The organism is Micromonospora sp. NPDC005806 (assembly GCF_042871425.1).
In the GTDB taxonomy this organism is placed as follows: Bacteria; Actinomycetota; Actinomycetes; order Mycobacteriales; family Micromonosporaceae; genus Micromonospora.
Map to the genome: position 1 here is coordinate 1 of NZ_JBIAIL010000065.1, position 25,922 is coordinate 25,922.

Consider the following 25,922-nt stretch of genomic DNA (forward strand, 5'->3'; position numbering starts at 1 on the left):
CGGATCGCGACGACGAGGCACAAACAACACCCAACACCACCGGTACGACACATTCGCACGCCCGACAACCCGCCGAACGTTACTGGACACCGCACTAGCCGATCAGGGGCCGGGGGACGAGGCCGGGTCGGGCGAGTCCGCCTCGTGCCAGAGGAGGTCGGCGAGCCCGGTCACCTCGAGTACGCGGGCGACCCGACCGGTCGCCCCGATGACCCGAAGCCAGCCGCCGTCGGTGGCGACCCGGTTGTCGCCCCGGACGAAGGCCGCGATGCCGGTCGAGTCGCAGAAGGTCAGCTCGCTCAGGTCCAGCAGCAGGTGTCGCCGGCCCTCGGCGACGAGCCGGTCGATGGCGTCGTTGAGCTGCGGAGCGGTGCTCATGTCGAGCTCGCCGGCGAGCCGGAGGCACGCGTCGCCCCCGTCCCGCTGGGCGAACGTGACGGTGAACGTCACCGTGGCCCCTCTCGCTCCCACCGCAAGCGGGACGCTTGCAGTTCGGCAAGTATACGCGGATTCCCGCTTCCGGCCCGAACCGGGCGGTCAGTTGTTCGGCTTCGCCGCCGACCCGCTGACCAGAGCCCGGGCCCGGTCCAGGAAGCGCGCCGCCCGGGGGAAGTCGCGCAGCTGCTGTCCATAGTGGTCGAGGGTGAGCTCGACCGCGCTCGCCGGCACGTGCCTGCTGACGAGGATGGCCACCAGCCACTCCGTGAACTCGGTGAACAGCGTCTCGTCGTCGACGTAGAGCGCGGCGGCCAGGAAGTCCACGATGTACCCGAGGTCGCTGACGGTCGAGTCGAGTTGCGCCGGGGTGTAGTCGAGCACGGCCGGGACCCGCTCGCGCAGGTCGGCGAGCGCGCTGTCGATCAGCTCGCCGCGCCGCTTGACCAGGCTGGCGTACTCGTCGTCGGCCAGGTGGTCCAGCCGGGCGGGCGGCACGGCGCGCAGCGCCCGCTCGTCGGCGACGAGGTCCGCCGCGGCCGGCGCAGCCGGCGCCCAGGCCACCCCGAGCAGCCGGGCCCACCGGCCGTCGTCGCCGAAGCCGCGCCCGCCGACCACCACCGGCACGTCGGAGCGGCGGCACGCCTCGATCATCCGGTGCGCGTACGGCAGGCGCATCGGCAGCGCGCACGCCAGGGCGACCGCGTGCGCGTCGTACCGGTGCAGGTAGGACACCAGATGGGCGGCGGGGACGCTGGCCCCGAGGAAGGTGACCTGCCAGCCGCGCAGCCGCAGCACCTCGGCCACCAACCGGGCCGGCAGCGCGTGCCACTCGCCGTCCATGCACGCCACCACGATCCGCCCCCGGGTCGGGCGCGGATTGGCGTACGCGGCGACGGCGGCCACCACCCGCTCGCTGATGTGGGTGGCCGCATGCTCCTGGGCCACGCTCCACTCGTTGCGTGCCCACCGCTCCCCCACCTCGGCCTGCGCCGCGGCGACCAGGTCCAGCAGCACCCGCTCGGCCGGCATCCCGGCCTCGAGCAGCCCGATGGCCACCTCGACGGCGGCGTACTCGTCGGCCTCCTCCAGGGACTTGAGATAGCCCGGGTAGGCGGCTGCCTCGGCCTCCATGGTCGTCGCGGTCACGCGCGGGCTCCTCTCGTCTCCTGGTCGACACGGGCCGGGCCGGGCACCGCGTGCAGGTGCCGGGCCGGCCTGGTCGCCGCACCGGTCGCCCGCAGCGCGAGCACCGCGATGTCGTCGTGGTCACCGTGGGCCAGCCAGTCCGAGGTCACCTGCTCGATTCGCTCGGCCAGGGCGGGCGCCGGCATCCGGTGACAGCCGGTGACCGCGTTCAGCAGGCGCTCGGCACCGAACTGCTCGTCGCCGCGCCGCCCGCCCCGCGCCTCGGTCACCCCGTCGCTGTAGAGCAGGCAGGTCTCGCCGGCCTCAAGCCGTACGGTGACCTCGCCGATCCGGGGATCCGGCACCACGCCGATCAGCATGCCGCTCAGCGGCACCTCCTCGACCTCGCCGGAGACGCGCAGCACCAGCGGCGGAAGGTGTCCGCCGCCGGCCATGGTCAGGGTGAGGCTGCCGTCCCCGTGCGGGCGCACCACACCGAGCACCATGGTGGCGAACCGCCCCTGCCCGTGCGCCTGGGTGGTCTCCAGCAGCGCGTCGTTGAGCAGCTTCAACAGCCGCCCGGGCTGCGACTCGACCCGGTGCAGCGCGTGCAGGCACTGGCGGAGCTGGCCGGTGAAGACGGCCGCCTCGACGCCCTTGCCGGACACGTCGCCGAGGAAGAAGACCGAACCGCCGTCGCCGAGCCGGTGCGACCCGTAGAAGTCGCCGCCGATCCGCAGCCCCGCCTGCGCCGGCCGGTACGCCGTGCCCCACTGCACGCCGGCGGCGGCCGCCGGCTCGACGGGCAGCAGGCTGGCCTGGAGGGTGTCGGCGACCTCCGCCTGGTCGCGGTAGAGGATCGCGGTGGCCAGCGCCGCACCGGCCCGCGCCGCGAAGGCGCGGAGCAGGTCGACGTCGGCCTCGTCGTACCAGCGGGAGGAGCGCCGGGCGACCAGCAGCACGCCGGCCGGGGCGTCCCGGCCCGGCAGCGGCACCACCCGCGCGGTCGCCTCGGCGGCCGCCAGCCCGGGCAGCCAGCCCGCCTCGACGGCCTGCTCGACCAGCCAGTCCAGGGCGTGCGGCTCGGCGCCGGCGAGCCCCTCCTCGATCGCCGCGGGCAGGGCCGTGGCGGCGAGCACGCCGCTGTCCACGACCGGCGCCTCGTCGTCCGCGCGGGCGGCCCGCCACCAGCGGGCCCGCCCGGAACGGGGGGCCAGCACCAGCACGGCGACGTCCGCCGCGGCCGGCACGGCGAGCCGGACCACCGCGGCGGCGGCCCGGTCGGGGTGCAACGGGTTGCCGAGCTTCTCGCCGGCCACGGCGAGGAACGCCGACCGGGCCCGCTCGGCGAGCAGCGCGTCGGCCCGGCTCACGCTCTCCGTGACGTCCTCGACATACCAGCAGCGACGCGCCTTGGACAGCGGCATCTGACGCACCCGGAGCCGGCGGCCGTGGTGGGTGAACTCGGCCGGCTCGGCGCCCGTGAGCGCGTCCACGCCGGCGGCGGCGAGCACCTCGCCGGGCACCACTTCGGGAATCAGTCGCTCCGCGACCGGGCTGACGTGATGGACCAAGCCGCCGGCGTCACAGACGACCAGACCCTCGCGGAAGTGCTCCACCACCTCCGACCAGTCGGGGGTGGTGAGGCCGCGGTCCGGGGCGAGGGGCGGCAGGGCGGATGCCGCGGGAGCGCCGGCTGACCACGCCGGAGCCCGTGCGGTACTCGGCGTGGAGATCCGTCCGTCGCCCGGGTCAGCATCCCTGACGTCGGCAGAAGTCACCAGCTGAGCCCCACTCCTTGTCGATACCCGCGGTCCACCGGAAATGGCCCGTATGGTCAGATCTCTTCGGCCACCCTACGCCGGTATGCCGCGACTGCCACCCCGACGGCCTGCGGCCCCTCGCCGCGGCGGCGGCGCCGAGCGGGGCGCCTCCGGGGTTGTTACGATCCGAACGACCCTGCCCGACCGGCAGGCGGCGGAAGGGCGTGATGGTGGTATCCCAACGGAGAACGCCCGAGGCGCCGCCGCTGAGCATCTCCGTCGACCGGTCCGACCCCGCGGCCCCGGCCATCATGGTCGGCGGCGACCTCGCCTTCACCACCGCCGGGCCGCTGCGTACCGAGGTCGAACGGCTGCTGGCCGAGGGCCCCGAGACGCTCGTGCTGGACTTCGCCGACCTGCTGTTCATCGACAGCACCGGCCTGTCGGTGATCGTGCACGCCTGGCGTGAGGGGCAGCGGGGCGACACCGCGATCGAGCTGCGGGAGACCCCGCGCTTCCTGCAGACGATCCTGGACATGACCGGTGTCACCGGTCTACTGGAACGGCCGCCCAGCGGCCGGTCGGAGCTGTCCGCGGGGCGGTCGCCCGGTGGGTCGGCGTCCGCCTGACCACCCCGGGGTTTCCCGATCACGAAAGCCTGGGAACATGGACCAGTGCCCCCCCAGCTGTTGACCATCGAGGTGGACCGGCTCGACGCCGGGCGCGCCCGGCTGCGGCTGACCGGCGAGCTCGACTTCGACACCGCGCCGGACCTCATCGCCGCCGCCGCCGAGCTGCGCCTGGACGGCTACCAGGAGCTGCTGCTCGACTTCGGTGGCGTGGCCCTCTGCGACTCCTCCGGGCTGAGCGCGCTGGTGGTGATCCACCGCGCGGGCACCGGCGCGATCCAGCTCGCCGCCATGAACCCGCAGGTCCAGCAGTTGCTCGCCCGCACCGGGCTGGATGAGCTGCTGGCGGCGCCGCCGCGCGCCGCGACCGACGGCAGCCGCGAGGTCGGCTGACCCGCCACCCGCCGTGCAAGGGGTGGCCCCCGACCCTGGGACCAGGGGCCGGGGGCCGGGGAGGGTGGCTCAGGCGGCGGGCACGGGCTGCAGGCGCGGGCCGTAGTCCCGCAGCTCCCCCACCGTGGATGGCTCGGCGTCCTCCGGCGAGCCGGAATCGGGCATCTGGAAGAGATAGCGGACGAACTCCCCACCCGCCTCGTTGTCGTCCGCTCCGGGCCACTGCCCCACGCAGTCGACACCGACGACCTCACGGCCGGTGCCGTCGGACTCCTCCACCAGGGCCCACAGCGTCACCTGGTAGGAGCGGGTGGTCTCGGGGTCGACCTGCCACCGCGCGTACCAGCCGGGTCGGGCGGGGACGATCTCGACGATCCTCTTCATGGCGACCTTCCCTTCCGCGTGCATCGGAAGTCTCCCGGTCCACTCCGATGGTGGAGCGCCGCCGGGTGATCGCCCCTCACCCCCAGCGAATGAAGCTCGTCGGCCCCGCCGGCGCCGTTTCCTTCCCAGGAGCGCCGGGAAGGCGACCGGCGCAAGGCGCAACCCGACGAGGAACGAGGTGCGACGATGCGCAAGCAGATGGAGGGCGACAACCAGCGCCGCCGGACCCTGGCCCGGGAGGCTCGGGAGCGCGGTCGGCGGCCGAGCCAGACCGGCGCCAGCCTGAGCGCGTCCAAGCAGGTCGCCTCGCTGGACCAGCGCGAACGGTCCGGCCCGTCGCCGGCCGGCCGGCACAAGCCGGACACCATGCGCGGCGGTCCCGCGCCGCCGCCGGCCGGCGTGCCGGAACGCCCGCGGCCGATGCCCGGCGGGAGTCGCGGCCGGGTGGCCACGCTGGGCTACCGCGATCTCGTGGACAACGTCAGCCGGCGGGCCGGGGTCGACTTCGGCACCGCCAAGGTGGCGGCGGAGGCGACCGTGCTCGCGCTGGCCTGGGCGCTCGACGAGGCCGAGCGCGAACGGCTGCTGGAGGCGGTGCCGGTGAAGCTGCACGACGTGGTGCCGGTGGACGGCATCGAGCGCCGCCGGGACCTGCCCGGCTTCCTGGCCGAGGTGGGCCGGCGCAGCCGCCTCACGCCGGAGCAGGCGCGGTACCAGGCCGAGGCGACGCTCGCCGCGTTGGCCGACGCCGACGGCGAGCTGGTCGAGTCGCTGCGCGTACCGGACGGCTTGCGGGACCTGCTCGCACCGCCGGAGCCCGGCGGTGGCCTGGTGGGCCCGACGTCCGCCACCGCACCGCTGAACGAGGCGGAGCTGCGCGACGCGCTCGCCCGGCTGGCCTACTGGTCCAGCGACCGGCAGTCCCTCGTGCGCACCATCGAGCTGCCGGCCGGGAACCTGGACCGGGTGCTCGACCGCCTCGACCTGCTCAAGCTCGAGGTCGGGCGCGGCCCGCTGATCGGCCGGCCGGAAGCGGACAGCGCGGTGATCACCGTGCGCACCCAGCAGGTCGACGGGGTGACCGCGCTGGACGTGGATCTCGCCGGGCGGGTCGACGACGCGATCGACGAGGTGGGCGCCGGAATGAACTTCGGCTGAGCCGCCCCGGGTCCGGCGGGCACCCCGCCCGCCGGCCCGCCGCGGTCCGGGTAGCGTTGGCCGCCGTGAGTGGCACGGACCTGGAGATCGTCGTGGACCGGGCCCGGCCGACCGGGCGCACCCTGCTCGCCGCCGGGGTCGAACAGTCCTACGTCGACGTCGCCGACCCCCGTCACCTGCACTTCGAGTACGTCCGGCGGATGGCCGCGGTGATCGACCTGGCCGCCCCGCGCGGCCGGCCGCTGACCGCCCTGCACCTGGGCGGCGGGGCGCTTACCCTGCCCCGGTGGCTGGCCGCCACCCGCCCCCGCTCCCCGCAGCGGGTCGTGGAGCGGGATCCGGCCGTGGTCGAGCTGGTCGGCCGCGAACTGCCCCCGCTGCCGCCCGAGGTCGTCGTGACGGTCGGCGACGCCCGGGACGCGGTGACCACCGCGGCGGCCGACGCGTACGACCTGGTGCTCGCCGACGTCTACCGGGCGGCCCGGATGCCCCGCCACGTGACCAGCGTCGAGTTCGTCGCCGAGGTGGCCCGGGTGCTCCGCCCGGACGGCATCTACCTGGTCAACGTCACCGACCTGCCGCCGCTGGTCTTCTCCCGTACCCAGGTGGCCACGCTGCGCGCCGTCTTCGCCGACGTCTGCCTGGTCGCCGACCGGCGGATGCTGCGCGGCCGGCGGTACGGCAACCTGGTCCTCGCCGCCGCCCATCACCCCGACCGGCTGCCGGTACGCCGGCTGGTCGCCCGCGCCGCGGGTGACCCGGTGCCCGGCGGCGTGCTGCACGGGGCGACCCTCGACGCGTTCGTCGCCGGCACCCGCCCGGCGACCGACGCCGACCTCGCCGAGCGTTGAGCGCTGCCCGCACGGCGACGTTTCCTTCCCTCCCGCCCGGGTAGCCGCGCCGGATGAGCCACGCCGACGACCGGTCGACCGCCCGGCGGGCGCTGATCGTCATCGGTCTGGTGTTGGCCACCGTGGTGGCGCTCGGGCTGGTGTGGGCGACCCGGCGGGTGCTGGTCCTGGTGATCGTGGCGGCGTTCTTCGCGGTCGCCCTGAAACCCCTGGTCGATCAGGTGGAACGCCGGTTCGTGCGACGCCGGGCGCTGGCCACCCTGCTGGTCTTCGCCGTGGCGTTCGTGCTGTTCTCCGCGCTGGGCGCGGTGATCGTGGTGCCGTTGGTGAACGAGGTCGCCCGGTTCGCCGAGCGGGCGCCCGAACTGCTGCGCGAGGCCCAGGCCGGCCGGGGACGCGTCGGGCACCTGGTGGAGCGGTTCCACCTCCAGCGGTACGTCAACGCCGAGCAGCTCCCGCGCTACGGCGCCCGGCTCAGCCAACCGGCCCTCGGGGTGCTCCGCGGGGTGCTGGAGACCGTCGCCGGGCTGGTCACCGTCGTGGTGCTGGCGTACCTCATGGTGTTGGAGGCTCCGAAGATCATCGCCGGCACGCTGGCCCTGGCCGGCGACCGGGTGGCCCAGCGGCTGCGCCGCATCGGCCGGGACTCCTCCCGCGCGATCACCGGCTACCTCAGCGGCAACCTCCTGATCAGCCTGATCCTGGGCGGGCTGACGTACCTGCTGCTCTTCCTCCTCGGCGTGCCGTTCGCGGCGGTGATCGCCCTGCTGGTCGCCATCGCGGACCTGATCCCGCTGGTCGGAGCGACCCTCGGCGCGATCGTCGCGGCCGGGGCGGGCTTCCTGCACTCCCCCACCACCGGCGTCATCGTGCTGGTGTCCTTCGTGATCTACCAGCAGGTCGAGAACCATCTGCTGGCACCGGTCGTGCTGTCCCGTGCGGTCCGGTTGAACCCGCTGACCGTGCTGGTCAGCGGGTTGCTCGCCGCCGAGCTGGCCGGACTGCTGGGTGCGCTGCTGGCCATCCCGGCGGCCGGCATCGCGCAGATCCTGCTGCGGGAGTTCACCCCCCGCGGCCGACGGGCCGTGCCCGTGCCGACGCGCGCGGAGCCAGCCGGGTCGCGCCACGAGCCGGCCGGCGGCCGGGCCGCCGGGAACCCGCCGCCGGCCGGCGGCTGACCGAGCGGGGTCAAGGGCGGCGGACCACCTCGGGCGACTCGCTCTCCAGCGGTACGGCGTTCGCCGGCACCAGCCCGAGTTGCACCGCGGGCCGGGGCAGCGTCGCGTCGAGCACCCAGTCGGCGCCCACCCGGGCCCGGTTCCCGGGCATGGCGAGCAGGTGGTAGCCGCGGGTGACGGCCTTCGCCGGCAGGCCGGACAGCGACACCTTCAGCGGGTTGGCCGCCGCGTCCTTGCCACCCAGGTCCACCACCCAGCCCAGGTCGTGGTGCTTGTACGCCTTCCGGACGCCCTGCCCGTACGAGGCGGCGATGTTGTGCGCGGCGAGCTTGCCCTGCCGCTGGGCGTGCTGGGCGGTCATCGCGCAGATCTCGCCGGGGCGCGCCAGGTTGGGGACGGCCGCCGCGTCGCCGCAGGCGAACACCTCGGGGTGGCCGGGGACGTTGAGGTACTCGTCGACCACCAGGCGTCCCCGCTCGGTCCGCAGCCCCAACTCGGCCACGAACGGGTCGGGGCGCACCCCGACGCACCAGACCAGGCTGCACGTCGGGACGTACTCGCCGTCGGTGAGCATGACCCCGTCCGGGGTGGCCTCGGAGACCGAGGTGCCCACCCGTACGTCCACCCCGCGCCGGCGCAGCACCCGGTCGGCGGTGATCGACATCCGCTGGTCCAGCTCGGGCAACACGCGCGGGGCCACGTCGAGCAGCATCCAGCGGGGGCGGACCTTCAGGTGCGGCCGCTGGGCCAGCAGCCGGTCGGTGAAGAGCTGGCCGTGCGCGGCGACCTCCGTGCCGGTGTAGCCGGCGCCCACCACCACAAAGGTGGTGCGCGCGCGCTGCTCGGCGGGGTCATCGGTCAGCTCGGCCAGTTCCATCTGACGGACCACGTGGTCGTGCAGGTAGAGCGCCTCCGGCAGCCCGCGGAAGCCGTGCGCGTACTCGGTGACGCCGGGGATGGGCAACAGCTTGTTGACGCTGCCGACGGAGAGCACCAGCCGGTCGTACGCGAGCTGGCCGTGGTCCCCTTCCATGGAGCGGTAGCCGACCCAGCGGTTCTGCAGGTCGACCTGGTCCGCCTCGCCGATCACCACCCGGACGCCGTCGAGGCTGCCGGTGAGCGGCACGGCGATCCGGGTCGGTTCGACCACCCCGGCGGCGACCTCGGGCAGCAGCGGCAGGTAGAGGAAGTAGTCGGTCGTGTTCAGCAGGACGATCTCGGCCCGCCTGCTGGCCAGCCGGCTCAACGTCTTCGCCGCGTGGTATCCGGCGAACCCGGCCCCCACGATCACCACACGAGGTTTCGTCATGCCCGCTGCCGTTCCCGCCGGCACGCCCGACAAACGTGCGGATCGCTCACTCCGTGCCGAGCCGGACGTACCCCTCCGAGCCGATGGCCTCGATGTCCCAGTGGTGGCCGAACGCGCGGACGCCGCTGATCTGGACCCGGCCGACCTCGGCCGGCACCGCCGGATCGAGGACCAGCCGGCCGTCGACCGGCTGGAGCCCCAGCATGGCCCGAAGCAGGTTCAGCGGGGCTCCGGACGCCCAGGCCTGCGGGCTGCACGCGGTCGGGTACGGGACGGCGAAGAGGGTTCGCTCGCGCTCGTAGCCAGCCATCGCCTCCGGCAGCCGGTCGCCGAACTCGCCGGCGGCGGCCAGCAGGGCGACGGCCACCCGGTTGGCCTCGTCCCGGAAGCCGTAGCGGGCCAGGCCCAGCACACTGATCGAGGTGTCGTGCGGCCAGACCGTGCCGAGGTGGTAGCCGACCGGGTTGTAGGGCCCGTCGTCCCGGGACAGCGTCCGGATCCCCCACCCGCTGAACATGTCCTCGGAGAGCAGTTGCCGGGCGAGCGCGGCGGCGCGTTCCGGCGGGACGATGCCGCTCCACAGCAGGTGCCCCAGGTTGGACGTCATGGAATCGATCCGGTTCTTGTCGCCATCGAGGCCCACGGCGTAGTAGCCGCCCCGCCCCTCGAGCCAGAAGTCGCGATTGAACGCCTCGCGCAGCCGGTACGCGTCGGTGCGCAGCCGGTCCGCGAGGGCCGGGTCGGCCAGCGGGCCGTCGGCGAGTTGGGCCAGGCGCAGCTTCGCGTCGTACGTGTAGCCCTGGATCTCGCAGGTGGCGATCGGCAGCACCGGCAGCCGGCCGTCGGAGAAGCGCACCCCGTCCCAGGAGTCCCGCCAGCACTGGTTGCCCAGCCCTTCCGGGGAGCGGGTGCCGTACTCCACGTAGCCGTCGCCGTCCCGGTCGCCGTACCGGTCGATCCAGTTCAACGCCGCCAGCGCGTTGTCCCGTAGCGACCGGACCAGGTCGTCGTCGCGGGTCCAGCGCCAGTACTCGGACAGCAGGATGAGCCAGAGCTGGGTGGCGTCGGCGGTCCCGTAGTAGGGGTTGTACGGCATCCGTCCCTGCCGGGTCAGCTCGCCGAAGCGGACCTCGTGCAGGATCTTGCCGGGCTCCTCGTCGGTGAAGTCCTCGCACCGCCGGCCCTGTCGGTGGGCGAGCGCGAGCAGGGTTCCTCGGGCCAGCCGGGGTCCGAAGGTGAGCGCCTCGTACGCGGTGATCAGGGTGTCCCGCCCGAAGAGGGTGAGGAACCAGGGCATGCCGGCGGCCGGCAGGCTGATCCGCTCCTCCCCCAGCGTCATCTCCAACCGCAGCGCGGACATGTCCGACCGGGTCTGCGCGACTGCCCGCGCCAGCACCGGGTGGTCGCTGGTCAGCTGCGCCGCGCCGGCGAGCCACCGGGCGGCCGGATCCTCCACCCGATGGTGGAAGATGTCGGCGATGTCACCCCGGATCGCCTCGGTCACCCCGATGCCGGGCGGCACCGGCACGTGGAGGTCCACCCGCCAGGAGTTCCGGGGACCGAGTTCGACCTCCCAGACGAGATGATCGCCCTCCAGCCGTTGCGGCGGGCGGGTCGACCGGACCGAGGTGTCCGCGGTGAAGCCGTCCTGCTCGTAGTGGAACAGCAACATCGAGCCGTCCGGCGCGTGGCGCCGTTGGATCCGCTGCGACCGGTCGCGCACGTGCGTCTTGACCTCGAGGATGTCGGCGAAGTCGGTGCCCACCTCGAGGCGCAACTCGAACCGGACTGGTTCCGGGGCGTAGGAGACGATCTCGACTCGCTCGTGCAACCCTTCGCCGCCCAGGTAGCGCAGCCGGCGGATGCCGAGGCTGTTCACCGGCAGGTGGGGCAGCGCGGGGTTGGTCAGGTAGAACTGCGCCGAGTAATGGTCGACCACGCTCGAGCGCAGGTCGAGCAGGCGCTGGCCGTCGAGGGTGAGCACCCAGTCGTTGAGCAGGCGGGTGTCCCGGTGGACCAGGCCGCCGATGGTGCCGGCGGGCACGTCGCCGACCGGGTCCGAGTACATGAAGGTGGCGCCGCTGACCACGGCGATCGCGTCCGGGCCCAGTTCGGGCGGAAGGGCGCGCGCCTGGGCCCCGGGGCGGCTGGGGTCCTGCGGCTTGTCCGGTGTGGGATTGGCCGGAGTGGCTCGGACCTGCTCCATACCGCCGAGGCTAGGGCGGCCTGGCCGCCTCGCCCTCGCCCGATCCGGGTGAACCGCGCACCATCATCCACCCCTGCCTATATCGACAAACCCCCTCGACAGGAGCGAGGATGCCCGGATGGGTACCCATGAGACCGCCGGCAACCCGCCCACGAGGTCGACCCGGCGCACCTTCCTGACCGCCTCCGCCGCGGCCACCGCCGCCACGATCGCCGCACCGCTCGCCGCCACGCCGGCCGCCGCCGAGGAGGCCGTCGCGCCGCCCGGCCCCGGCCACCCGGTCACGCCACAGCCGCCCGACCCCGAGCTGTACGCGCTGCTGCGCGAGGTCGACCGGGACCGGATCGAGGCCACCGTGCGCCGGCTGGCCGCGTTCGGCACCCGACACACCCTGTCCAGCCAGGACGACCCGGTCCGGGGCATCGGCGCCGCCCGGGACTGGATCCACCAGCAACTGTCCGGGTACGCCGCCGCCTCCGGCGGCCGGATGACGGTGGAGCTCCAGTCGTACGTCCAGCCGCCCGCCTCCCGGATCCCCACCCCCACCACGATCACCAACGTGGTGGCCACCCTGCGCGGCGACGCCACGCCGAACCGGGTCTACGTGATCACCGGCCACTACGACTCCCGCTGCACCGACGTGATGGACGCGGTGAGCGACGCACCGGGCGCCGACGACGACGCCTCCGGCGTGGCAGTGGTCATGGAGCTGGCCCGGGTGCTGGCGACCCGGCCCACCGAGGCCACCATCGTGTTCGCCGCCGTCGCCGGCGAGGAGCAGAACCTGTACGGCTCGACGTACCTGGCGAAACAGCTCAAGGCGGCCGGCGTTGACGTGCAGGGCATGTTCAGCAACGACATCATCGGCAGCAGCACCGCCGACGACGGCACCCGGGACCCGCGCAGCGTCCGGCTCTTCGCCGAGGGCGTGCCCACCGCCGAGACCCCGGCCGAGGCGAGCACTCGGCAGTCGGTCGGCGGCGAGAACGACTCCCCGTCCCGGCAGCTCGCCCGCTTCGTCAGCGACGTCGCCGAGAACGGGGCGACCCAGATGCGGGTGCGGGTGATCTACCGGCGGGACCGTTACCTGCGCGGCAGCGACCACATCTCGTTCCTGCGGGAGGGCTGGCCGGCCGGGCGGTTCACCGAGCCGAACGAGGACTTCGCCCACCAGCACCAGAACGTCCGGGTGGTCGACGGGGTCCAGTACGGCGACCTGCCGGAGTTCTGCGACTTCGACTACATCACCCGGGTGGCCCGGGTGAACGGGGCGACGCTCTGGTCGCTGGCCCAGGCGCCCGGCACGCCCAAGGGCGTCACCATCGTCACCACCAACCTGACCAACGACACCACCCTGCGCTGGCAGCGCGGGAGCGAGCCGGACCTCGCCGGCTACGAGGTGGTGTGGCGGGAGACCACCGCCGCCGAGTGGCAGAAGGTGCTCCCGGTCGGGGACGTCACCGAGGTGACCATCGACCTGTCCAAGGACAACGTCTTCTTCGGCGTACGCGCGGTGGACCGGGACGGGCACCGCAGCCCGGTGGCCTTCCCGAGACCCGGCAGCTGACCGCCGGCTCATCCCGACCGGGTGGGGTCGCCTCACCCGGTCGGGACGGAGGGTGGTGGGACCGCGAGAGCCGAGGGAGGAAATGACATGGCGGTCCGGACCACCGTACGTCCCGCGCCCGACGACGTGTTCCCGATCCACCCCGCGTACGGCTACCGGATGCGGCGGCAACGGCATCCGGTGGGCGTACGCGGCGGGCCGCGGCCGGCCCCCGGCGGTCCCTGGTTGGACGACAGCGCACGGCACCAGGTGCGCGCCCGCTACGAGCTGCGGGACCGGCAGTTGGCCCGGGCTCTGGTGGCGGCCGTCAGCCAACCCGGCGACTCGGCGGAGAACCTGGCCGGCCAACTGGAGCAGCGGATGGACGCGCTGGTACACCGCGCCGGCTTCGCCCGCTCCATCAACGAGGCCCGTGACCTGGTCGCCCATAACACGTTCACCGTCGACGGCGGCAAGGTCAACCGGTCCTCGTACCTGATCCGGCCGGGGCAGACCATCCAGATCCGGCCGGACCGGCAGTGCCGCGCCCCGGTGGCGGTCGCGGTGGCCGGTCATGCCGAGGGCGACGCCCCGCCGTACCTGGAGGTGCGGCCGGACCGCGGCACCGCGACGCTGACCCGAGAGCCGCAGCGACAGGAGGTGCCGGCACTGCGAGACGTCCCACTTGCCGTCCAGTCGATAGGAGGGAAGCCGCTGTGAGCATCCTGCCGACCGATCGACGCATGTCCAACTACAACCAACAGCGGGGCAGCCCGCGGCTCACGCCCCGGCAGCGCCGGCGCGTCGACCACAAGGAGGCGAAGTTGCAACGGCTGACCGGACAGCGCCCGCAGGCCCGGGGGCCGGGACGCTGAGGTCGATGCCCGAGGGGGGCGGCCGCCGTGGGCGGCCGCCCCTCACGCCTGCCCGGGCTCCGGCGCGGTGATCGCCCACCGCTCGTGGTCCCGCCACGCGCCGTCGATGAACAGATAGTCCGCGGAGAAGCCCTCCAGCCGGAAGCCGAGCCGCTCGGCCAGCCGCTTCGACGGCTCGTTGCCGGGCTGGATGTTCGCCTCCAACCGGTGCAGTCCGAGGGCGGTGAACGCGTGCGCGATGACCAGGCGGACGCCGGCCGAGGCGTGTCCGGTGCCGGCGTACGGCAGGAAGGCGGCGTAGCCGAGGTAGCCGCCGCGCAGCGCGCCCATGACGATGCCGCTGATGTTCGCGTAGCCGGCGATCTCCCCGCTGGCCTGGTCGCAGAAGAGGAACCCAGGGCTGTCCCGCCGCCGGATCTTGCGCAGGTACGCGGCGTAGTTCTCCGGGTCGTCCGGGGCGGCGAGCCACGGGTGGTGCAAGTCCCGGGTGCGCCGGGCGGCGGCGATGAACTTGGCCTCGTCGGCCGGGCGGGGGCGCCGGATGCCGACCCGGCCGTCGGTACGCAGGTATCTCACAGTGCCTCACTCTCGGCCACCGGCCCGGCCGGTGGCCAACCGGGGTCGCGCGTGCGATCGACGTCCCTCACCGCGGTATCGCTGCGGCAGCGGGTCGTGCCGGACCGGCGGCGACTGGCCGACGCGGACGGCTGACCGCCGGTCGCCGGCCGCCGGTGGGGAGGCCGCCCGGTCTCCCCACCGGCGTCCCGTGTGTCCTGGCTCACAACTCAACCGCCGCCTCTCGGTCACCTCTCCGTCACGTCGACGTCGCTGCCTCGACGGATGACTCCAGCAGCGTGGGGTCGCGCCGGAGAGGCCGGCCGACCAGCGGAGGACCAGCAGTGAACGACGACGCGACGACGACGCCCCGCCGTGGCCGGATCGTCATGCTCGTCGACAACAAGGTCGAGGGCGACTCCCGGGTACAGAAGATCGCCCGGTCCGCCGCCGAGGCCGGCTGGGACGTGACCCTGCTCGGGCGCTCGCCGGAGGAGGTGGGCCGGAGCTGGCGGCTCGGCGCGGCCGAGGTCCGGCTGCTGCCGGTGCCGAACCCGCTGGACCGCCGCCGGCACGAGTTCCGCCGTGCCTGGCTGCGCTGGCCGCTCGCGTACCGGCCGGGTGGCATCGCCGAGCAGCGCGCCCAGTGGGTCCGTGCCTGGCAGGCCGACCTGACCTTCCGGTCCGCGCTGCTCGAGCGGCGGGCCGCCAGCGGCGAGCTGGGCGGAGCCGCGCTGCGGCGGGCCCGCCAGGCGCTGCGGCTGCATGGCCTGGCCGCCCGGCTGCTCGGGCGCTGGGTCTGGCTGCGGACCAAGATGATGAACCGGGTCCGGTACGGCCGGAAGTTCCGCAGCCCCTGGGACCGGGCGTACACGCTCTTCTGGCAACTCGTCCGGGGTGACCGGGCGTGGCGGCGGCTGGAGCCAGGGCTGTGGGACTACGAGCTCGCCTACGGCCCCGAGGTCGACCGGCTGCGCCCCGACCTGATCCACGCCCATGACTTCCGGATGCTCGGCGTCGGCGCCCGCGCCAAGGTCCGCGCCGCCGCCGAGGGTCGGCCGGTCGCGCTGGTCTGGGACGCCCACGAGTTCCTGCCCGGGATCAAGCCGTGGCGTGACCACGCTCGCTGGCTGCCCGCACACCGGGCGCACGAGCGGGAGTACGCCCCGTACGCCGACGCGGTGCTCACCGTCTCGGCGGATCTGGCCGCCCTGCTGCGCCGGGAGCACCGGCTGCCCGCGACCCCAGCCGTGCTGCTCAACGCCCCGGCCGTGGAGCATCGCCCGGCCGACGCCACGCCTCCGCCGGACCTCCGCGTCGAGTGCGGTGTCGGCCCGGACGAGCCACTGCTGGTGTACAGCGGTGCGGCGGCCCCGCAGCGCGGCCTGGACACGCTGGTCGAGGCCCTGCCCCGGCTGCCCGGCGTGCACGTCGCGCTGGTGGTCAACCCAGCGCTGCGCTATGTCGAGCGGCTCGCCGACCGGGCCGCCCGCCTCGGCGTCGCCGACCGGCTGCACGTGCTGCCGTACGTGCCGCACTGGCAGGTGGTGCCGTTCCTGTCCGGCGCCGACGTCGGCGTGATCCCGATCCACCTCTGGCCCAACCACGAGATCGCGCTGATCACCAAGTTCTTCGAGTACGCGCACGCCCGGCTGCCGGTGGTGGTCAGCGACGTGCGGACCATGGCCGCCACCGTCCGGGAGACCGGCCAGGGCGAGGTGTTCCGGGCCGGCGAGGTCGACGACTTCGTGCGGGCGGTGACCGCCGTGCTGGCCGACCCCGCCCGGTACCGCGCCGCGTACGACCGGCCGGGCCTGCTCGCCGGCTGGACCTGGCAGGCCCAGGCCGAGGCGCTGGACACGGTGTACCGCCGCCTGCTGCCCGACGCGGCGCCGCCAGTCGCCCCCGACACCGTCGCGCCCGACCCGCCGACCCCACGAGGAGCGCTCCGATGACCGCCCCCGACGTCAGCGTCATCGTCCCGGTCTACAACACCCTGCCGTACCTGCGGCGCTGCCTGGACTCGCTGCTGCGGCAGACCATCGGCCACGAGCGGATGGAGGTCGTGGCGGTGGACGACGGCTCCACCGACGGCAGCGGCCGGCTGCTGGACCGGCTCGCCGCCCGCCACCCGGGCACCGTGAAGGTGCGCCACCGGGCCAACTCCGGCGGCCCGGCCGCTCCCTGCAACCAGGGCCTGGAGCTGGCCACCGGCCGGTACGTCTTCTTCCTCGGCTCCGACGACCACCTGGGCCCGGAGGCTCTCGAACGGCTGGTCGCCGCCGCCGACCGGTACGGCTCGGACGTGGTGCTCGGCAAGGTCGTCGGGGTCAATGGCCGGCACGTCTTCTCCGACGTGTTCGGCGGTGGCAACGCCGTCGACGTGGACCTGTACGACTCCGCCCTGCCCTGGTCGCTGGCGAACACCAAGCTGTTCCGCCGCGAGCTGGTCGACCGGCACGGGCTGCGCTTCCCGGAGGACATGCCGGTCCTCAGCGACCAGCCGTTCACCCTGGCCGCCTGCTACCACGCCCGCCGGATCTCCGTGCTCGCCGACTACGACTACTACCACGCGGTACGCCGGCTCGACGCCCGCAACATCACGTACCACAGCCGGGTGGAGAAGCGGCTGGTCAGCGTGGAGCGGTTGTTCGCGTTCGTGGCCGAGCTGATCCCGGCCGGGCCGCGCCGGGACGCGGTGCTGCGCCGCCACGTCGGGCTGGAGCTGGCCAACCTGGTCGGCGACGACTTCCGCCGGCTGGCCCGCGCCGAACAGGAACGGGTGCACGCGGTGGTCCGCCGGCTGGTCGAGCGGTACGTCACCGACGGGCTGCGGGACCGGCTGGACATCGAGGCCCGGCTGCGGCTCGGCGCGGTCACCGCCGGAGGGGTCGACGAGCTGCTCGCCGTCATCGACCAGGACGCCGAACGGGGCGTCCCGGCGACCGTGGTGGAGGGCGACCGCTGGCACGCCGGCTACCCGGGCGCGGGCGCCGCCGGCTGGGCCGACGTCACCGCAGTACGCGCCGACTGGCTGGCCAAGCTGGACACCGTCGAGGTGAGCTGGGAGGGCGGGCACACCCTGGCGGTGACCACGCGCAGCCCGTATCCCCGCTTCGCCGCCGAGGCCGGGCCGGTGCGGCTGGTGGCCGGGCAGGTCACCGGCACCACGCTGCTGGACGCCACCGATTCGACTGGCCGAACCGTGCGCACCGACTTCCCGGTCGACCGGCTCCTCGCCGGCAGCGCGCACACCGGCCAGCGCCACCCGGTGCGGGCCGAGGTGACCGGCACGCACGGCCGGGGCAGCGCGCCGGTCCGCGCGCCGCGCCTGGCCACCGGCCGCCCCCGGCTGCTGCGGCACGGCACCCGGCTGTACGGCGTGGCGGCCACCGTGGACCCGCGCAGCGGCCAGCTCGTCCTGTCGGTGGTACCGGTGACCGTGGGCCAGCTGGTCAGCCGGCTGCGCCGCCGCCTGCGGCGTTCCGGTCCGGCGACCTCCCGCCCGGTCCCCACCCCGGTGCCGGAGACCCGGCCGGCCGGCTCCCCCGCGCCGGTTGCCACCCCGGCCAACCACGCCGAACCGACCCCGGCCCAGTTCGGTCAGCTCACCAGCGCTTCCTGACCACCCGCTCCACCCCGGCTGTCAGAGTGGGCGGGGAAATGGCTGGTCGAAGGGCATCGGCACCTCGAGGAAGGTCGCGCCGCGCAGGTCCAGCCAGGCGCGGTCGGGCGCACGGACCAGGCGCAGCATCACCGCGGTGCAGGCCGGGCAGCGGCCGACCAGGCCGGGGGCGTGCGAGAAGACGTGCAGCCCGGCCATCGGGCTGGCGGTGCCGCAGGACGCGCACCGTCCGGTGGCGGCGCTGAGGTCCACCGCGAAGATCTCGCGCAGTGGCCCGTCGAGCATGTTGCCGTCCAGGTAGGACATGTCGGTCATGCGTCCTCCTTGCTCGTCACCCGGTGGGTCCGAAGCGTTCGGTCTTCACCCGTCGGGTCGGATGACCCAGCCCCACCAGCAGGTCCGCCACCGTCTCGACGAAGCCGGTCGGGCCGCAGACGTAGCAGTGGGGTTCCAGGTCGGGCGGCCAGCCGTGGGTGTTCACGTCGGCCAGGCCGATCCGGTGCGGTTCGCCGCGCCAGCCTTCCGGCGCCTGCCGGGTGTACACGAACGCCACGTCGAGGCCCTGGTCGTCGCGGGCCCGGCGGCGCAGCTCGTCGGCGTAGAAGACGTCGTCGGGGCTGCGGACCGAGTAGATAAGCCGGAACGGCGTACGGCTGCCGGCGGCGCGGCGGGCCCGCACCATCGCCATCAGCGGCACCACCCCGGAGCCGCCGGCCACCAGCAGCACCGGCGCGGTCTCCTCGGTACGCCAGACGAACCAGCCGCCGACCGGCCCGCGCACCTCCACCGGGTCGCCCTGCGCCCACACGTCGGTGAGGTACGGCGACACCTCCCCGTCCGGGACCCGCTGCACGCTCAGCTCGATCCGGTCCCCTGCGGCGGGCGCCGCCAGCGAGTACGACCGGGCGGCCTGGTAGCCGTCGGCGGCGGTGAGCCGGACGTCGACGTGCTGCCCGGGCAGGTGCCCCGGCCAGCCGGGCACGTCCAGGACCAGCGTCTGCGCGGTCGGGGTCTCGACCCGCCGCTCGGCGAGGCGGGCCACCCGCCAGGTCAGCGGCGCGGTCACCCGGCCGGCGGTGGTGGGCGCGCCCACCTCAGTCGCCCTGGTAGCGCTGCTCGCGCCACGGATCGCCGTAGTCGTGGTAGCCGGCGGTCTCCCAGAAGCCGGGCTGGTCGTCGACGAGCAGCCGGATTCCGCGTACCCACTTCGCCGACTTCCAGAAGTAGAGGTGCGGGACGAGCAGCCGCGCCGGACCGCCGTGCGCGGCGGGCAGCGGGCCCGCGTCGTACGTGTGCGCCACCCAGGCCCGGCCGCCGCGCAGGTCGTCGAGGGGCAGGTTGGTGGTGTACCCGCCGTAGGAGTGGACCAGCGCGTAGCGGGCGGCGGTGTCGACGCCGTCGAGCAGGGTGTCCAGCGAGACGCCCTGCCAGCTGGTGCCGAGCTTGGACCAGCGGGTGACGCAGTGGATGTCGACGGTCGGTGTCTCCTGCGGCAGGCCCATCAACTCGTCCCAGGACCAGCGGAACTCGGCGCCGCCCTCGGCGGTGAGGACGAACTCCCAGGTGTCCAGCGGCACCTTCGGCGTCGGCCCGGCGGAGAGCACCGGGAAGTCCTGGGTGAGGTACTGCCCCGGCGGCAGGGCCGGTTCGGCCGAACGGGGCCGGCCCTGAAAGCCCGGCGACACGATTCCCACCGGTCAGTCGTACCACCCGGGGTGGGTCGGGACGAAAGGTTCGGCCGAGTCTCGCCGGGGTGGGTGACCACCGCGGCGGCCAGGTCGGGGTGGCTCACTGCCGCTCGGCGACGACGTCTGCGCTGCCCGGCTGCCGGTTGCGGGTGGCGCGCAGGCTGGTCAGGGTGACGACCACCAGGACGCCGATGATGACGCCCAGCGAGGCGAGCGTCGGGATCTGCGGCACCCCGGCCCAGATGCCGTGCGCCCAGTGCAGCCCCAGCTTGACGCCGATGAACGCCAGGATGATGGCCAGGCCGTAGCTGAGGTGCACCAGGCGGCTCAGCGCGGCGTGCAGCACGAAGTAGAGCGCGCGCAGACCGAGCAGGGCGAACGCGTTGGTGGCGAAGACCAGGTACGGGTCCTCGGTGATGCCGTAGACGGCGGGCACCGAGTCGACGGCGAAGACCACGTCGGTGGCGAGCACCGCCACCACCACCAGGGCGAGCGGGGTGAGCGCGCGGCGGCCGTCCTGCCGAACGGTCAACTTCGGGCCCTGGTACTCGTCGACCACCGGCATGACCTTGCGGAGCAGCTTGACCGACCGCATCGTGTTGATGTCGACCTCCTGCTCGTGCCCGGAGAGGGCGTCCCGGAGCAGCTTGACCGCGGTGGCGATGAGGATGACCGCGAAGAGCAGGAAGGCGAAGTCGAGGGTCTGCAGGGCGGCGGCGCCGAGGGCGATGAACACGGCGCGCAGCACCAGCGCGCCGGCGATGCCGTAGAGCAGCACCCGCTGGGCGAGCACGGCGGGCACCGCGAACGCGGCCAGCAGCAGCATGAAGACGAAGAGGTTGTCGACCGAGAGCGACTTCTCGACGAGGTAACCGGTGAGGTACTGGACGCCCAGCTCCGACCCGTACCGGGACCAGACCCAGGCACCGAAGGCCAGTGGCAGGGCGACGTAGAACGCCGACCAGCCGAGTGCCTCCTTGATCGACACCTCGTGGGGCCTTCGGGTGACCAGGAAGTCCAGCACCAGCAGGGCCAGCACACCGGCGATGGTCACCGCCCAGAGGGTGGGGGTGCCGACCGATGACAGCGGACCAGCGGACAGGTACGACAATTCGGTCATGGAGCCTCCTCGAACACCGTGTCATGTTCGAGGTCTCCTTCACCCACGCTCCGTGGGCAACCATCCGAGGCACGCCCGGGGCACGCCGTACTGACCGGAATGGTTCGTGGGAAGTACTCCCCTCGCGAACACCAGGCTAGGGCAACCTCATCCCGGCCGCCAACCCCGGCGCGACGCCGCAGCTCAACTGATTGCCCTGGTCAACAGCTGGATGCCCATCGGACCGTGGTGCCCGCCGCGCCGCGGCCCTATGGTGACGCGATGACCAACGACGGGCCGCTCGCCGGCGTACGGGTGATCGAGCTGGCCGGCATCGGACCCGGCCCGTTCGCCGCGATGATGCTGGCCGACCTCGGCGCGGACGTGGTCCGGGTCGATCGCACCGCACCGGGCGGGTTCGGCAGCATTCCCGGCGACCTGCTGAACCGCAACCGCCGCTCGCTCGCCGTCGACCTCAAGACCGCCGAGGGGCGCGAGGTGGTGCTGGCCCTGGTCGCCGGCGCGGACGCGCTGCTCGAGGGCTTCCGGCCCGGGGTCACCGAGCGGCTCGGCCTCGGCCCAGACGACTGCCACGCGGTCAACCCGCGCCTGGTGTACGGCCGGATGACCGGCTGGGGGCAGGACGGACCCCTCGCCCGGACGGCCGGCCACGACATCGACTACCTGGCGCTGACCGGTGCGCTGCACGGCATCGGCCGGGCCGGCGAACGCCCGGTGCCGCCGATGAACCTGCTCGGCGACTTCGGCGGCGGCGGGATGATGCTGGCCCTCGGCGTTGTCGCCGCCCTGCACGCGGTCCGCGGCGGCGCCCCCGGCCAGGTCGTCGACGCGGCCATCGTGGACGGCGTGTCGGTGCTGGCCACCCAGATCCACGCACTGCGCCGGTTCGGCATGTGGCAGGACCCGCGCGGGGTGAACCTGCTCGACGGCGGCGCGCCCTTCTACGACACGTACGAGTGCGCCGACGGCCGGCACCTGGCCGTGGGCGCGCTGGAGCCGCAGTTCTACGACGAACTGGTCCGGCTCACCGGTTTCCCGCTCGACGGCGACGAGGCGCCGGACCGCACCGACCCGGCGAACTGGCCGGCGCTGCGCGCGGCGTGGGCCCGGCTGTTCCGGACCCGCACCCGGGACGAGTGGGCGGACCTGCTGGCCGGCTCCGACGCCTGCGTGGCCCCGGTACTGGACTGGGCGGAGGCCCCCGAACACCCGCACCTGGCGGCCCGGGGCGTCTTCGTCGAGCACGACGGGCTCGCCCAGCCCGCCCCCGCGCCGCGCTTCTCCGCCACCCCGACCTCGGTCCGCCGGCCGCCCCCGCAGCCCGGGCAGCACACCGACGAGCTGCTCGCGGAGGCCGGCTTCGACGCCGAGCGGATCGCCGCCCTGCGCGCCGCCGGCACGGTCGCCTGACCCGCCGCCCGCGGGCGGGTCGTGGCGGCGGCGCCGCAAGCCGATCGGGCGGGCGGCTCAGGCGCGGCGCGCGGTGGCCGGCGCCAGCGCTGGCTCCACCATGTCCCGGTAGTCGCGCGGCAGCTGCACCACCACGTCCTGGAACTCCCCGCCACTGATCGCCTCGCGCAGCGTGGTGAACACGGCCCGCACCGCGTCCCGGGCAGCGTTCTCGTCGCAGCCGGCCCGCCGGGCCACCCGGGCCACGAACTCGGCCGCCCCGAAACGGTCGGCCGCCTCGGTTCGGGGGTGCGGCTTGAGCACCCCCCACAGGGGCTTCGGCAGCTGCGTGGCGAGGTCCAGCACCTCGCCGCCGGTCAACCGCTCGGTCAGCGTCTCCAGCGTGGCCCGGGTGAGCTGGGCCGCCCGCTCGTCGGACGTCCCGGTACGCCGGGCGACCCGGTCCACGAAGGTGAGGTAGTGCATGGGTGGTACCCCTTTCGGTGCGCCCAACCGGCCGCCTACCCGCCACGAGGTTCTGGAAACGGTGGCCGTATTTTCCGCCGGTCCCGCGCGTGAGCGGCGCCTCGGCGGGTAACCGCCGCCCGGTCGTGACCGCAACTACAGGCGCGAGGAGCCCACCCATGGCGAGTTACACGGATGTCCTTGATTACCTGTCGGCGCTGGACTACCCGGCCGGGAAGGACGACGTCATCCGCGAGGCCGAGCAGGAGGGCGCACCGCCGGAGGTGTTGCAGGCGCTGCGGGCGCTGCCCGCGGTGGACTACGCCGACGGCAACCAGGTGGCCCGGTCGGCCGGCATCGACGCCGCGCCCGAGATCGACGCGTCGCAGCGCGCGGCCCAGGCCCGGGACAAGCGTCACCAGCGGGTCTCGCAGCACCTGCGCGGCATCTGACGCCGTCGGTGCCGCGCCGGACCACCCACGTCGGGCACATCCCGGCCGCCGTCCAGCTCGCCGTGATGGGGCTGGTCGGTGTCGTCTGCGGTGGACTCGCGGGGCTGGTGTCGCCGACGCTCGGGCCGCTGGTGGGCTGGGACGCCGCCGCGCTGAGCTGGCTGGTCCTTCAGTGGGGCCGGCTGTCGCGGTTGGACGCCGCGCGGACCGCCCGGATGGCCCAGCTCGAGGACCCCAACCGCGCGATGCGGGACATCCTGCTGCTGGTGGCCTGCCTGGCCAGCCTGCTCGCGGTCGGCGTGCTGCTCACCAGCGCGCACGCCGTCGGCCCCGGGCTGCCCCGCGACCTGTACGGCGGGCTGGGCGTGCTCAGCGTCGTGCTCTCCTGGTTCGTGGTGCACACGGTCTTCACCACCCGGTACGCCCGGCTGTACTACAGCGGCGAACCGGGCGGCATCAACTTCCACCAGCCCGAGCCGCCCTGCTTCGTCGACTTCGCGTACCTCGGCTTCACCGTGGGCACCACCTTCCAGGTCTCCGACACGGACCTGTGCAGCCCGGAGATGCGGCGGACCGCGCTGCGGCACGCCCTGCTGTCGTACCTGTTCGGCGCGTTCATCATCGCCGCGACGGTGAACCTGCTCGCCAGCCTCGCGCGGTGACCCCCGAAACAGGCGGGCGCCCCGGATCGCGAACCGCGACCTGGGGCGCCACGCAGCACCTGCTCCTGCCGGTCCGCGCCCGAACCGGGTCGCGACCGCCAAGCGGTGGATGTTTCGCCCGAACCGGGCGGGCATCGCTGCCACGATCATCATACGACGAGGTATCAGCCGAACGGGTGACTTTCGCGAAATTGTGGCCCGCCGCACGTCCGCTCAGGCCGTCAGTTCCGCGTACCGCTTCTCCAGGTCCACCCGGGCCAGTGCCCCCACCAGCCAGGCCAGCCGCTCCGACTCGCCACTACCGGCCAGGCCGGCCAGGTCCTCTGCGGACCTGCCCAGGCCCAACCGGCGCGCCGCGACGAGCGCCCGCCGATCCGCCACCGGCGCCACCTCGCGCCACACCGCCTGCGCCTCCCGCAGGAACAGGTCGGCCACCTCGTCGTCCACACCGGGCAGGGCGGTGAGCATCCGCCGCTCCCGGGCCGGATCCTGGTGCGCCCCCGTCCGGAGCCGGCGCAGGTCGCCCCGGTACCGGTTCACGGTGATCCGCGCGAGGTCACCCAGCGTGTCCGCAAGCCCGTCCACGTCGCCGCGCTGACCCGCCGCGCGCAGCACCCGCACCCGGTCCTCGTGCAGTGAGCGGGCCATCCGGGCCGCACTGTCCCAGCCGGCATCCCGCAACGCCAGCGCGGTGTCGACCGCCTTGCGGAAGTCACCCCGGCGGGCCAGCAGAACGGACAGGTAGAGCACCTGGAACAGCTGGGACGGATTGTTGAGGACCCGGAACCCGTACCATTCGGCGAAGCCGCGGTCCCCGGCGAGCCGGCGGACCAGTCGCTTCTTCTCCTCGATGCTGGAAATCGCAGTGGTCGGCATGCCCGCGTCTACCCATGCCCGGGCGGGACATTCAGCCCAGGACGCCGCCACGCCGGTCGCGCGCCTTCAGCCGCGTGGTGGGCAGCGCCGGGGCCGGAAGCGGGGGCGCCGGGTCGTCGGCGACGACGCCGAACCGTCGGCCCGCCATCCAGTCCTCCCGGGCCGCGGCGATCTCCTCGTGCGAGCGGCCGACGAAGTTCCACCACATCACCAGCGGCTCCTCGAACGGCGTGCCGCCGAGCAGCAGCAGGCGGCTGCCCGGTGCCGCCCGCACAGCGAGGCTGCCCCGGCCGGTCCCCAGGTAGAGCAGCGCGCCGGGTTCCAGCGACATGTCACCCACCTCGGCGGAGCCGGACATCGCCAGCAGGCCGTACTCAAAGTCACGGCGCAGCGGCAGCGTGGCCGGCGCCGGGCCGCGGACCTCGAGCTGCGCGCCGACCAGCGGGGTGTGCACCACGGCCGGGGAACGCTCGCCGCCGACCTCGCCGACCAGCAGGGTGACGTCCAGGTCGCCGTCGCGCCACTGGGGCAACTCGGCATGGTGGGCGAAGTCCGCCGCCCCGGCCCGGGCCGGGTCCGGCAGCGCCACCCACAACTGCACCCCGTGCATCAACGGCGGGTGCACCGCCGGCGACCGTTCCGAGTGGGCGATGCCGTTACCGGAGGTCATCACGTTGAGCTGCCCCGGCCGGATCGGCTGGATGTTGCCCAGACTGTCCCGGTGCAGGATTTCTCCGTCGAGCAGCCAGGTGACCGTCTGCAAGCCGGTGTGCGGGTGCGGCGGCACCTCCATGCCGGGCCGCTCGGCGACGTCGTCCGGTCCGAAGTGGTCGACGAAGCACCAGGCCCCGACCAGCCGCCGCTGCCGCTGGGGCAACAACCGCCGTACCGTGGTGTAGCGGCCGAGCGGCACGTCGTGGCCGGGCAGCAGCACGCTGGCCTGCTCCGCGGGGGCGGCGCCGGACGGCAGGGTCTGCGCGGGCAGGGATTCGGTACGGTCCACTTCCCGACTGTACGCTCAGCGCTCCTCGACGATCACCGTGTTCACCCGTCGGGTGGTTGCTGTTGTGGGCTGGGAGCGAGGGTACGCAAAAGGCCGCTGGCCGGCACCCCTGTCTTGGGGTGCCGGCCAGCGGCTTGTGTCTTGCGTGTGGGTCAGTTGTTCCAGTGCTGGGCGACGAGGTCGGCGGCCTGCTGTTCCCACTGGGCGTAGGCGTCCGGGTAGGCCGACACCT

Annotated in this window: 27 protein-coding genes; 13 read left to right on the forward strand and 14 right to left on the reverse strand. The window is 74.0% G+C overall.

The annotated features are described in order from the left end of the window. Nucleotides 1–102 precede the first annotated feature (102 nt). The 3 genes from ACFYOS_RS34535 to ACFYOS_RS34545 form a co-directional block, all read right to left on the reverse strand. Entirely contained in the window at nt 103–450 is a 348-nt protein-coding gene (locus ACFYOS_RS34535) for an STAS domain-containing protein (protein WP_387150926.1), read from the reverse strand. A gap of 87 nt (nt 451–537) precedes the next feature. Then, a complete protein-coding gene (locus ACFYOS_RS34540; protein WP_387150929.1) occupies nt 538–1,584 on the reverse strand; it encodes a B12-binding domain-containing protein in 1,047 nt (348 codons plus the stop codon). After that, nucleotides 1,581–3,344 (reverse strand): PP2C family protein-serine/threonine phosphatase, encoded by a 1,764-nt coding sequence (locus ACFYOS_RS34545; protein ID WP_387150931.1) that lies wholly within the window; start codon nt 3,342–3,344, stop codon nt 1,581–1,583. Before ACFYOS_RS34545 ends, ACFYOS_RS34540 begins: the two co-directional genes overlap by 4 nt. Nucleotides 3,345–3,553: 209 nt before the next feature. Here ACFYOS_RS34545 and ACFYOS_RS34550 point away from each other — a divergent pair, with 209 nt between their 5' ends. After that, nucleotides 3,554–3,955: an STAS domain-containing protein gene (locus ACFYOS_RS34550; protein ID WP_387150935.1), complete on the forward strand. Its 402-nt coding sequence runs from the start codon at nt 3,554–3,556 to the stop codon at nt 3,953–3,955. 45 nt (nt 3,956–4,000) lie between these two features. Next, nucleotides 4,001–4,348, forward strand: a complete 348-nt coding sequence (locus ACFYOS_RS34555; protein WP_387150938.1) for an STAS domain-containing protein — start codon at nt 4,001–4,003, stop codon at nt 4,346–4,348. A 69-nt stretch (nt 4,349–4,417) separates the two neighbouring features. On the opposite strand, the gene ACFYOS_RS34560 is transcribed toward ACFYOS_RS34555, so the two are convergent. Next, a complete protein-coding gene (locus tag ACFYOS_RS34560; RefSeq protein ID WP_387150940.1) occupies nt 4,418–4,732 on the reverse strand; it encodes a hypothetical protein in 315 nt (104 codons plus the stop codon). Between the two features lie 186 nt (nt 4,733–4,918). Here ACFYOS_RS34560 and ACFYOS_RS34565 point away from each other — a divergent pair, with 186 nt between their 5' ends. The 3 genes from ACFYOS_RS34565 to ACFYOS_RS34575 all read left to right on the forward strand — a co-directional run bounded on the left by ACFYOS_RS34565 (nt 4,919) and on the right by ACFYOS_RS34575 (nt 7,919). Continuing rightward, on the forward strand, nt 4,919–5,890 hold the full coding sequence (locus ACFYOS_RS34565) for a DUF2267 domain-containing protein (RefSeq protein ID WP_387150943.1): 972 nt from the start codon (nt 4,919–4,921) through the stop codon (nt 5,888–5,890). Nucleotides 5,891–5,955: 65 nt separating this feature from the next. Beyond that, nucleotides 5,956–6,741, forward strand: coding sequence for a spermidine synthase (locus ACFYOS_RS34570; protein ID WP_387150946.1), 786 nt, complete (start codon nt 5,956–5,958; stop codon nt 6,739–6,741). Between the two features lie 53 nt (nt 6,742–6,794). Then, the gene (locus ACFYOS_RS34575) at nt 6,795–7,919 is read left to right on the forward strand and encodes an AI-2E family transporter (RefSeq protein WP_387150949.1); all 1,125 of its coding nucleotides are present in this window, start codon (nt 6,795–6,797) and stop codon (nt 7,917–7,919) included. 10 nt (nt 7,920–7,929) lie between these two features. Here the strand turns inward: ACFYOS_RS34575 and ACFYOS_RS34580 are convergent, their stop codons facing one another. Beyond that, a complete protein-coding gene (locus ACFYOS_RS34580) occupies nt 7,930–9,228 on the reverse strand; it encodes an NAD(P)/FAD-dependent oxidoreductase (RefSeq protein ID WP_387150952.1) in 1,299 nt (432 codons plus the stop codon). Between the two features lie 46 nt (nt 9,229–9,274). Next, on the reverse strand, nt 9,275–11,434 hold the full coding sequence (locus tag ACFYOS_RS34585) for a glycogen debranching N-terminal domain-containing protein (protein WP_387150955.1): 2,160 nt from the start codon (nt 11,432–11,434) through the stop codon (nt 9,275–9,277). A 118-nt stretch (nt 11,435–11,552) separates the two neighbouring features. On the opposite strand from ACFYOS_RS34585, the gene ACFYOS_RS34590 reads away from it, so the two are divergent. From ACFYOS_RS34590 to ACFYOS_RS34600, 3 genes are all read left to right on the forward strand, one after another. Further along, nucleotides 11,553–13,001, forward strand: coding sequence for a M20/M25/M40 family metallo-hydrolase (locus ACFYOS_RS34590; protein ID WP_387150958.1), 1,449 nt, complete (start codon nt 11,553–11,555; stop codon nt 12,999–13,001). A gap of 87 nt (nt 13,002–13,088) precedes the next feature. Then, on the forward strand, nt 13,089–13,700 hold the full coding sequence (rpsD, locus tag ACFYOS_RS34595) for a 30S ribosomal protein S4 (protein WP_387150961.1): 612 nt from the start codon (nt 13,089–13,091) through the stop codon (nt 13,698–13,700). Beyond that, nucleotides 13,697–13,855, forward strand: a complete 159-nt coding sequence (locus ACFYOS_RS34600; RefSeq protein ID WP_387150964.1) for a hypothetical protein — start codon at nt 13,697–13,699, stop codon at nt 13,853–13,855. Before rpsD ends, ACFYOS_RS34600 begins: the two co-directional genes overlap by 4 nt. Nucleotides 13,856–13,897: 42 nt before the next feature. On the opposite strand, the gene ACFYOS_RS34605 is transcribed toward ACFYOS_RS34600, so the two are convergent. Continuing rightward, a complete protein-coding gene (locus tag ACFYOS_RS34605; RefSeq protein WP_387150967.1) occupies nt 13,898–14,431 on the reverse strand; it encodes a GNAT family N-acetyltransferase in 534 nt (177 codons plus the stop codon). A gap of 368 nt (nt 14,432–14,799) precedes the next feature. Between ACFYOS_RS34605 and ACFYOS_RS34610 the strand changes: the two genes are divergently transcribed. Continuing rightward, entirely contained in the window at nt 14,800–16,365 is a 1,566-nt protein-coding gene (locus ACFYOS_RS34610) for a glycosyltransferase family 4 protein (protein WP_387150994.1), read from the forward strand. Continuing rightward, entirely contained in the window at nt 16,362–18,035 is a 1,674-nt protein-coding gene (locus ACFYOS_RS34615; RefSeq protein ID WP_387150970.1) for a glycosyltransferase, read from the forward strand. Before ACFYOS_RS34610 ends, ACFYOS_RS34615 begins: the two co-directional genes overlap by 4 nt. 21 nt (nt 18,036–18,056) lie before the next feature. Here the strand turns inward: ACFYOS_RS34615 and ACFYOS_RS34620 are convergent, their stop codons facing one another. The 4 genes from ACFYOS_RS34620 to ACFYOS_RS34635 all read right to left on the reverse strand — a co-directional run bounded on the left by ACFYOS_RS34620 (nt 18,057) and on the right by ACFYOS_RS34635 (nt 20,843). Continuing rightward, nucleotides 18,057–18,350 (reverse strand): DUF6510 family protein, encoded by a 294-nt coding sequence (locus tag ACFYOS_RS34620; protein ID WP_387150972.1) that lies wholly within the window; start codon nt 18,348–18,350, stop codon nt 18,057–18,059. Nucleotides 18,351–18,366: 16 nt separating this feature from the next. Continuing rightward, on the reverse strand, nt 18,367–19,128 hold the full coding sequence (locus tag ACFYOS_RS34625) for a ferredoxin reductase (RefSeq protein WP_387150975.1): 762 nt from the start codon (nt 19,126–19,128) through the stop codon (nt 18,367–18,369). Between the two features lies 1 nt (nt 19,129). Then, nucleotides 19,130–19,720, reverse strand: a complete 591-nt coding sequence (locus ACFYOS_RS34630; RefSeq protein WP_387150997.1) for a sulfite oxidase-like oxidoreductase — start codon at nt 19,718–19,720, stop codon at nt 19,130–19,132. 103 nt (nt 19,721–19,823) lie between these two features. Next, nucleotides 19,824–20,843, reverse strand: coding sequence for a TerC/Alx family metal homeostasis membrane protein (locus ACFYOS_RS34635; protein ID WP_387150978.1), 1,020 nt, complete (start codon nt 20,841–20,843; stop codon nt 19,824–19,826). A gap of 261 nt (nt 20,844–21,104) precedes the next feature. On the opposite strand from ACFYOS_RS34635, the gene ACFYOS_RS34640 reads away from it, so the two are divergent. Beyond that, nucleotides 21,105–22,253, forward strand: a complete 1,149-nt coding sequence (locus ACFYOS_RS34640; protein ID WP_387150980.1) for a CaiB/BaiF CoA transferase family protein — start codon at nt 21,105–21,107, stop codon at nt 22,251–22,253. Between the two features lie 57 nt (nt 22,254–22,310). On the opposite strand, the gene ACFYOS_RS34645 is transcribed toward ACFYOS_RS34640, so the two are convergent. Next, a complete protein-coding gene (locus ACFYOS_RS34645; RefSeq protein ID WP_387150983.1) occupies nt 22,311–22,718 on the reverse strand; it encodes a DUF2267 domain-containing protein in 408 nt (135 codons plus the stop codon). 158 nt (nt 22,719–22,876) lie between these two features. Between ACFYOS_RS34645 and ACFYOS_RS34650 the strand changes: the two genes are divergently transcribed. Together ACFYOS_RS34650 and ACFYOS_RS34655 are read left to right on the forward strand one after the other, a co-directional pair. Further along, complete coding sequence (locus ACFYOS_RS34650; protein ID WP_387150986.1) at nt 22,877–23,149, forward strand: DUF2795 domain-containing protein; 273 nt, start codon at nt 22,877–22,879, stop codon at nt 23,147–23,149. A gap of 8 nt (nt 23,150–23,157) precedes the next feature. Continuing rightward, entirely contained in the window at nt 23,158–23,811 is a 654-nt protein-coding gene (locus ACFYOS_RS34655) for a DUF1345 domain-containing protein (protein WP_387150988.1), read from the forward strand. Nucleotides 23,812–24,024: 213 nt separating this feature from the next. Here ACFYOS_RS34655 and ACFYOS_RS34660 read toward each other — a convergent pair whose 3' ends face one another. Together ACFYOS_RS34660 and ACFYOS_RS34665 are read right to left on the reverse strand one after the other, a co-directional pair. Further along, nucleotides 24,025–24,687, reverse strand: coding sequence for a hypothetical protein (locus ACFYOS_RS34660; RefSeq protein ID WP_387150990.1), 663 nt, complete (start codon nt 24,685–24,687; stop codon nt 24,025–24,027). Between the two features lie 31 nt (nt 24,688–24,718). Next, nucleotides 24,719–25,690: a pirin family protein gene (locus ACFYOS_RS34665; protein WP_387150992.1), complete on the reverse strand. Its 972-nt coding sequence runs from the start codon at nt 25,688–25,690 to the stop codon at nt 24,719–24,721. Between the last annotated feature and the right edge of the window lie 232 nt (nt 25,691–25,922).

What these genes read in the sequence shown, in the direction of transcription:
- ACFYOS_RS34550 (WP_387150935.1), top strand. Translation starts at nt 3,554, where the DNA reads ATGGTGGTATCCCAACGGAGAACGCCCGAGGCGCCGCCGCTGAGCATC.
- ACFYOS_RS34560 (WP_387150940.1), bottom strand. Translation starts at nt 4,732, where the DNA reads ATGAAGAGGATCGTCGAGATCGTCCCCGCCCGACCCGGCTGGTACGCG.
- ACFYOS_RS34565 (WP_387150943.1), top strand. Translation starts at nt 4,919, where the DNA reads ATGCGCAAGCAGATGGAGGGCGACAACCAGCGCCGCCGGACCCTGGCC.
- ACFYOS_RS34575 (WP_387150949.1), top strand. Translation starts at nt 6,795, where the DNA reads ATGAGCCACGCCGACGACCGGTCGACCGCCCGGCGGGCGCTGATCGTC.
- ACFYOS_RS34580 (WP_387150952.1), bottom strand. Translation starts at nt 9,228, where the DNA reads ATGACGAAACCTCGTGTGGTGATCGTGGGGGCCGGGTTCGCCGGATAC.
- ACFYOS_RS34585 (WP_387150955.1), bottom strand. Translation starts at nt 11,434, where the DNA reads ATGGAGCAGGTCCGAGCCACTCCGGCCAATCCCACACCGGACAAGCCG.
- ACFYOS_RS34590 (WP_387150958.1), top strand. Translation starts at nt 11,553, where the DNA reads ATGGGTACCCATGAGACCGCCGGCAACCCGCCCACGAGGTCGACCCGG.
- rpsD (WP_387150961.1), top strand. Translation starts at nt 13,089, where the DNA reads ATGGCGGTCCGGACCACCGTACGTCCCGCGCCCGACGACGTGTTCCCG.
- ACFYOS_RS34610 (WP_387150994.1), top strand. Translation starts at nt 14,800, where the DNA reads ATGCTCGTCGACAACAAGGTCGAGGGCGACTCCCGGGTACAGAAGATC.
- ACFYOS_RS34615 (WP_387150970.1), top strand. Translation starts at nt 16,362, where the DNA reads ATGACCGCCCCCGACGTCAGCGTCATCGTCCCGGTCTACAACACCCTG.
- ACFYOS_RS34620 (WP_387150972.1), bottom strand. Translation starts at nt 18,350, where the DNA reads ATGACCGACATGTCCTACCTGGACGGCAACATGCTCGACGGGCCACTG.
- ACFYOS_RS34635 (WP_387150978.1), bottom strand. Translation starts at nt 20,843, where the DNA reads ATGACCGAATTGTCGTACCTGTCCGCTGGTCCGCTGTCATCGGTCGGC.
- ACFYOS_RS34640 (WP_387150980.1), top strand. Translation starts at nt 21,105, where the DNA reads ATGACCAACGACGGGCCGCTCGCCGGCGTACGGGTGATCGAGCTGGCC.
- ACFYOS_RS34645 (WP_387150983.1), bottom strand. Translation starts at nt 22,718, where the DNA reads ATGCACTACCTCACCTTCGTGGACCGGGTCGCCCGGCGTACCGGGACG.
- ACFYOS_RS34650 (WP_387150986.1), top strand. Translation starts at nt 22,877, where the DNA reads ATGGCGAGTTACACGGATGTCCTTGATTACCTGTCGGCGCTGGACTAC.
- ACFYOS_RS34660 (WP_387150990.1), bottom strand. Translation starts at nt 24,687, where the DNA reads ATGCCGACCACTGCGATTTCCAGCATCGAGGAGAAGAAGCGACTGGTC.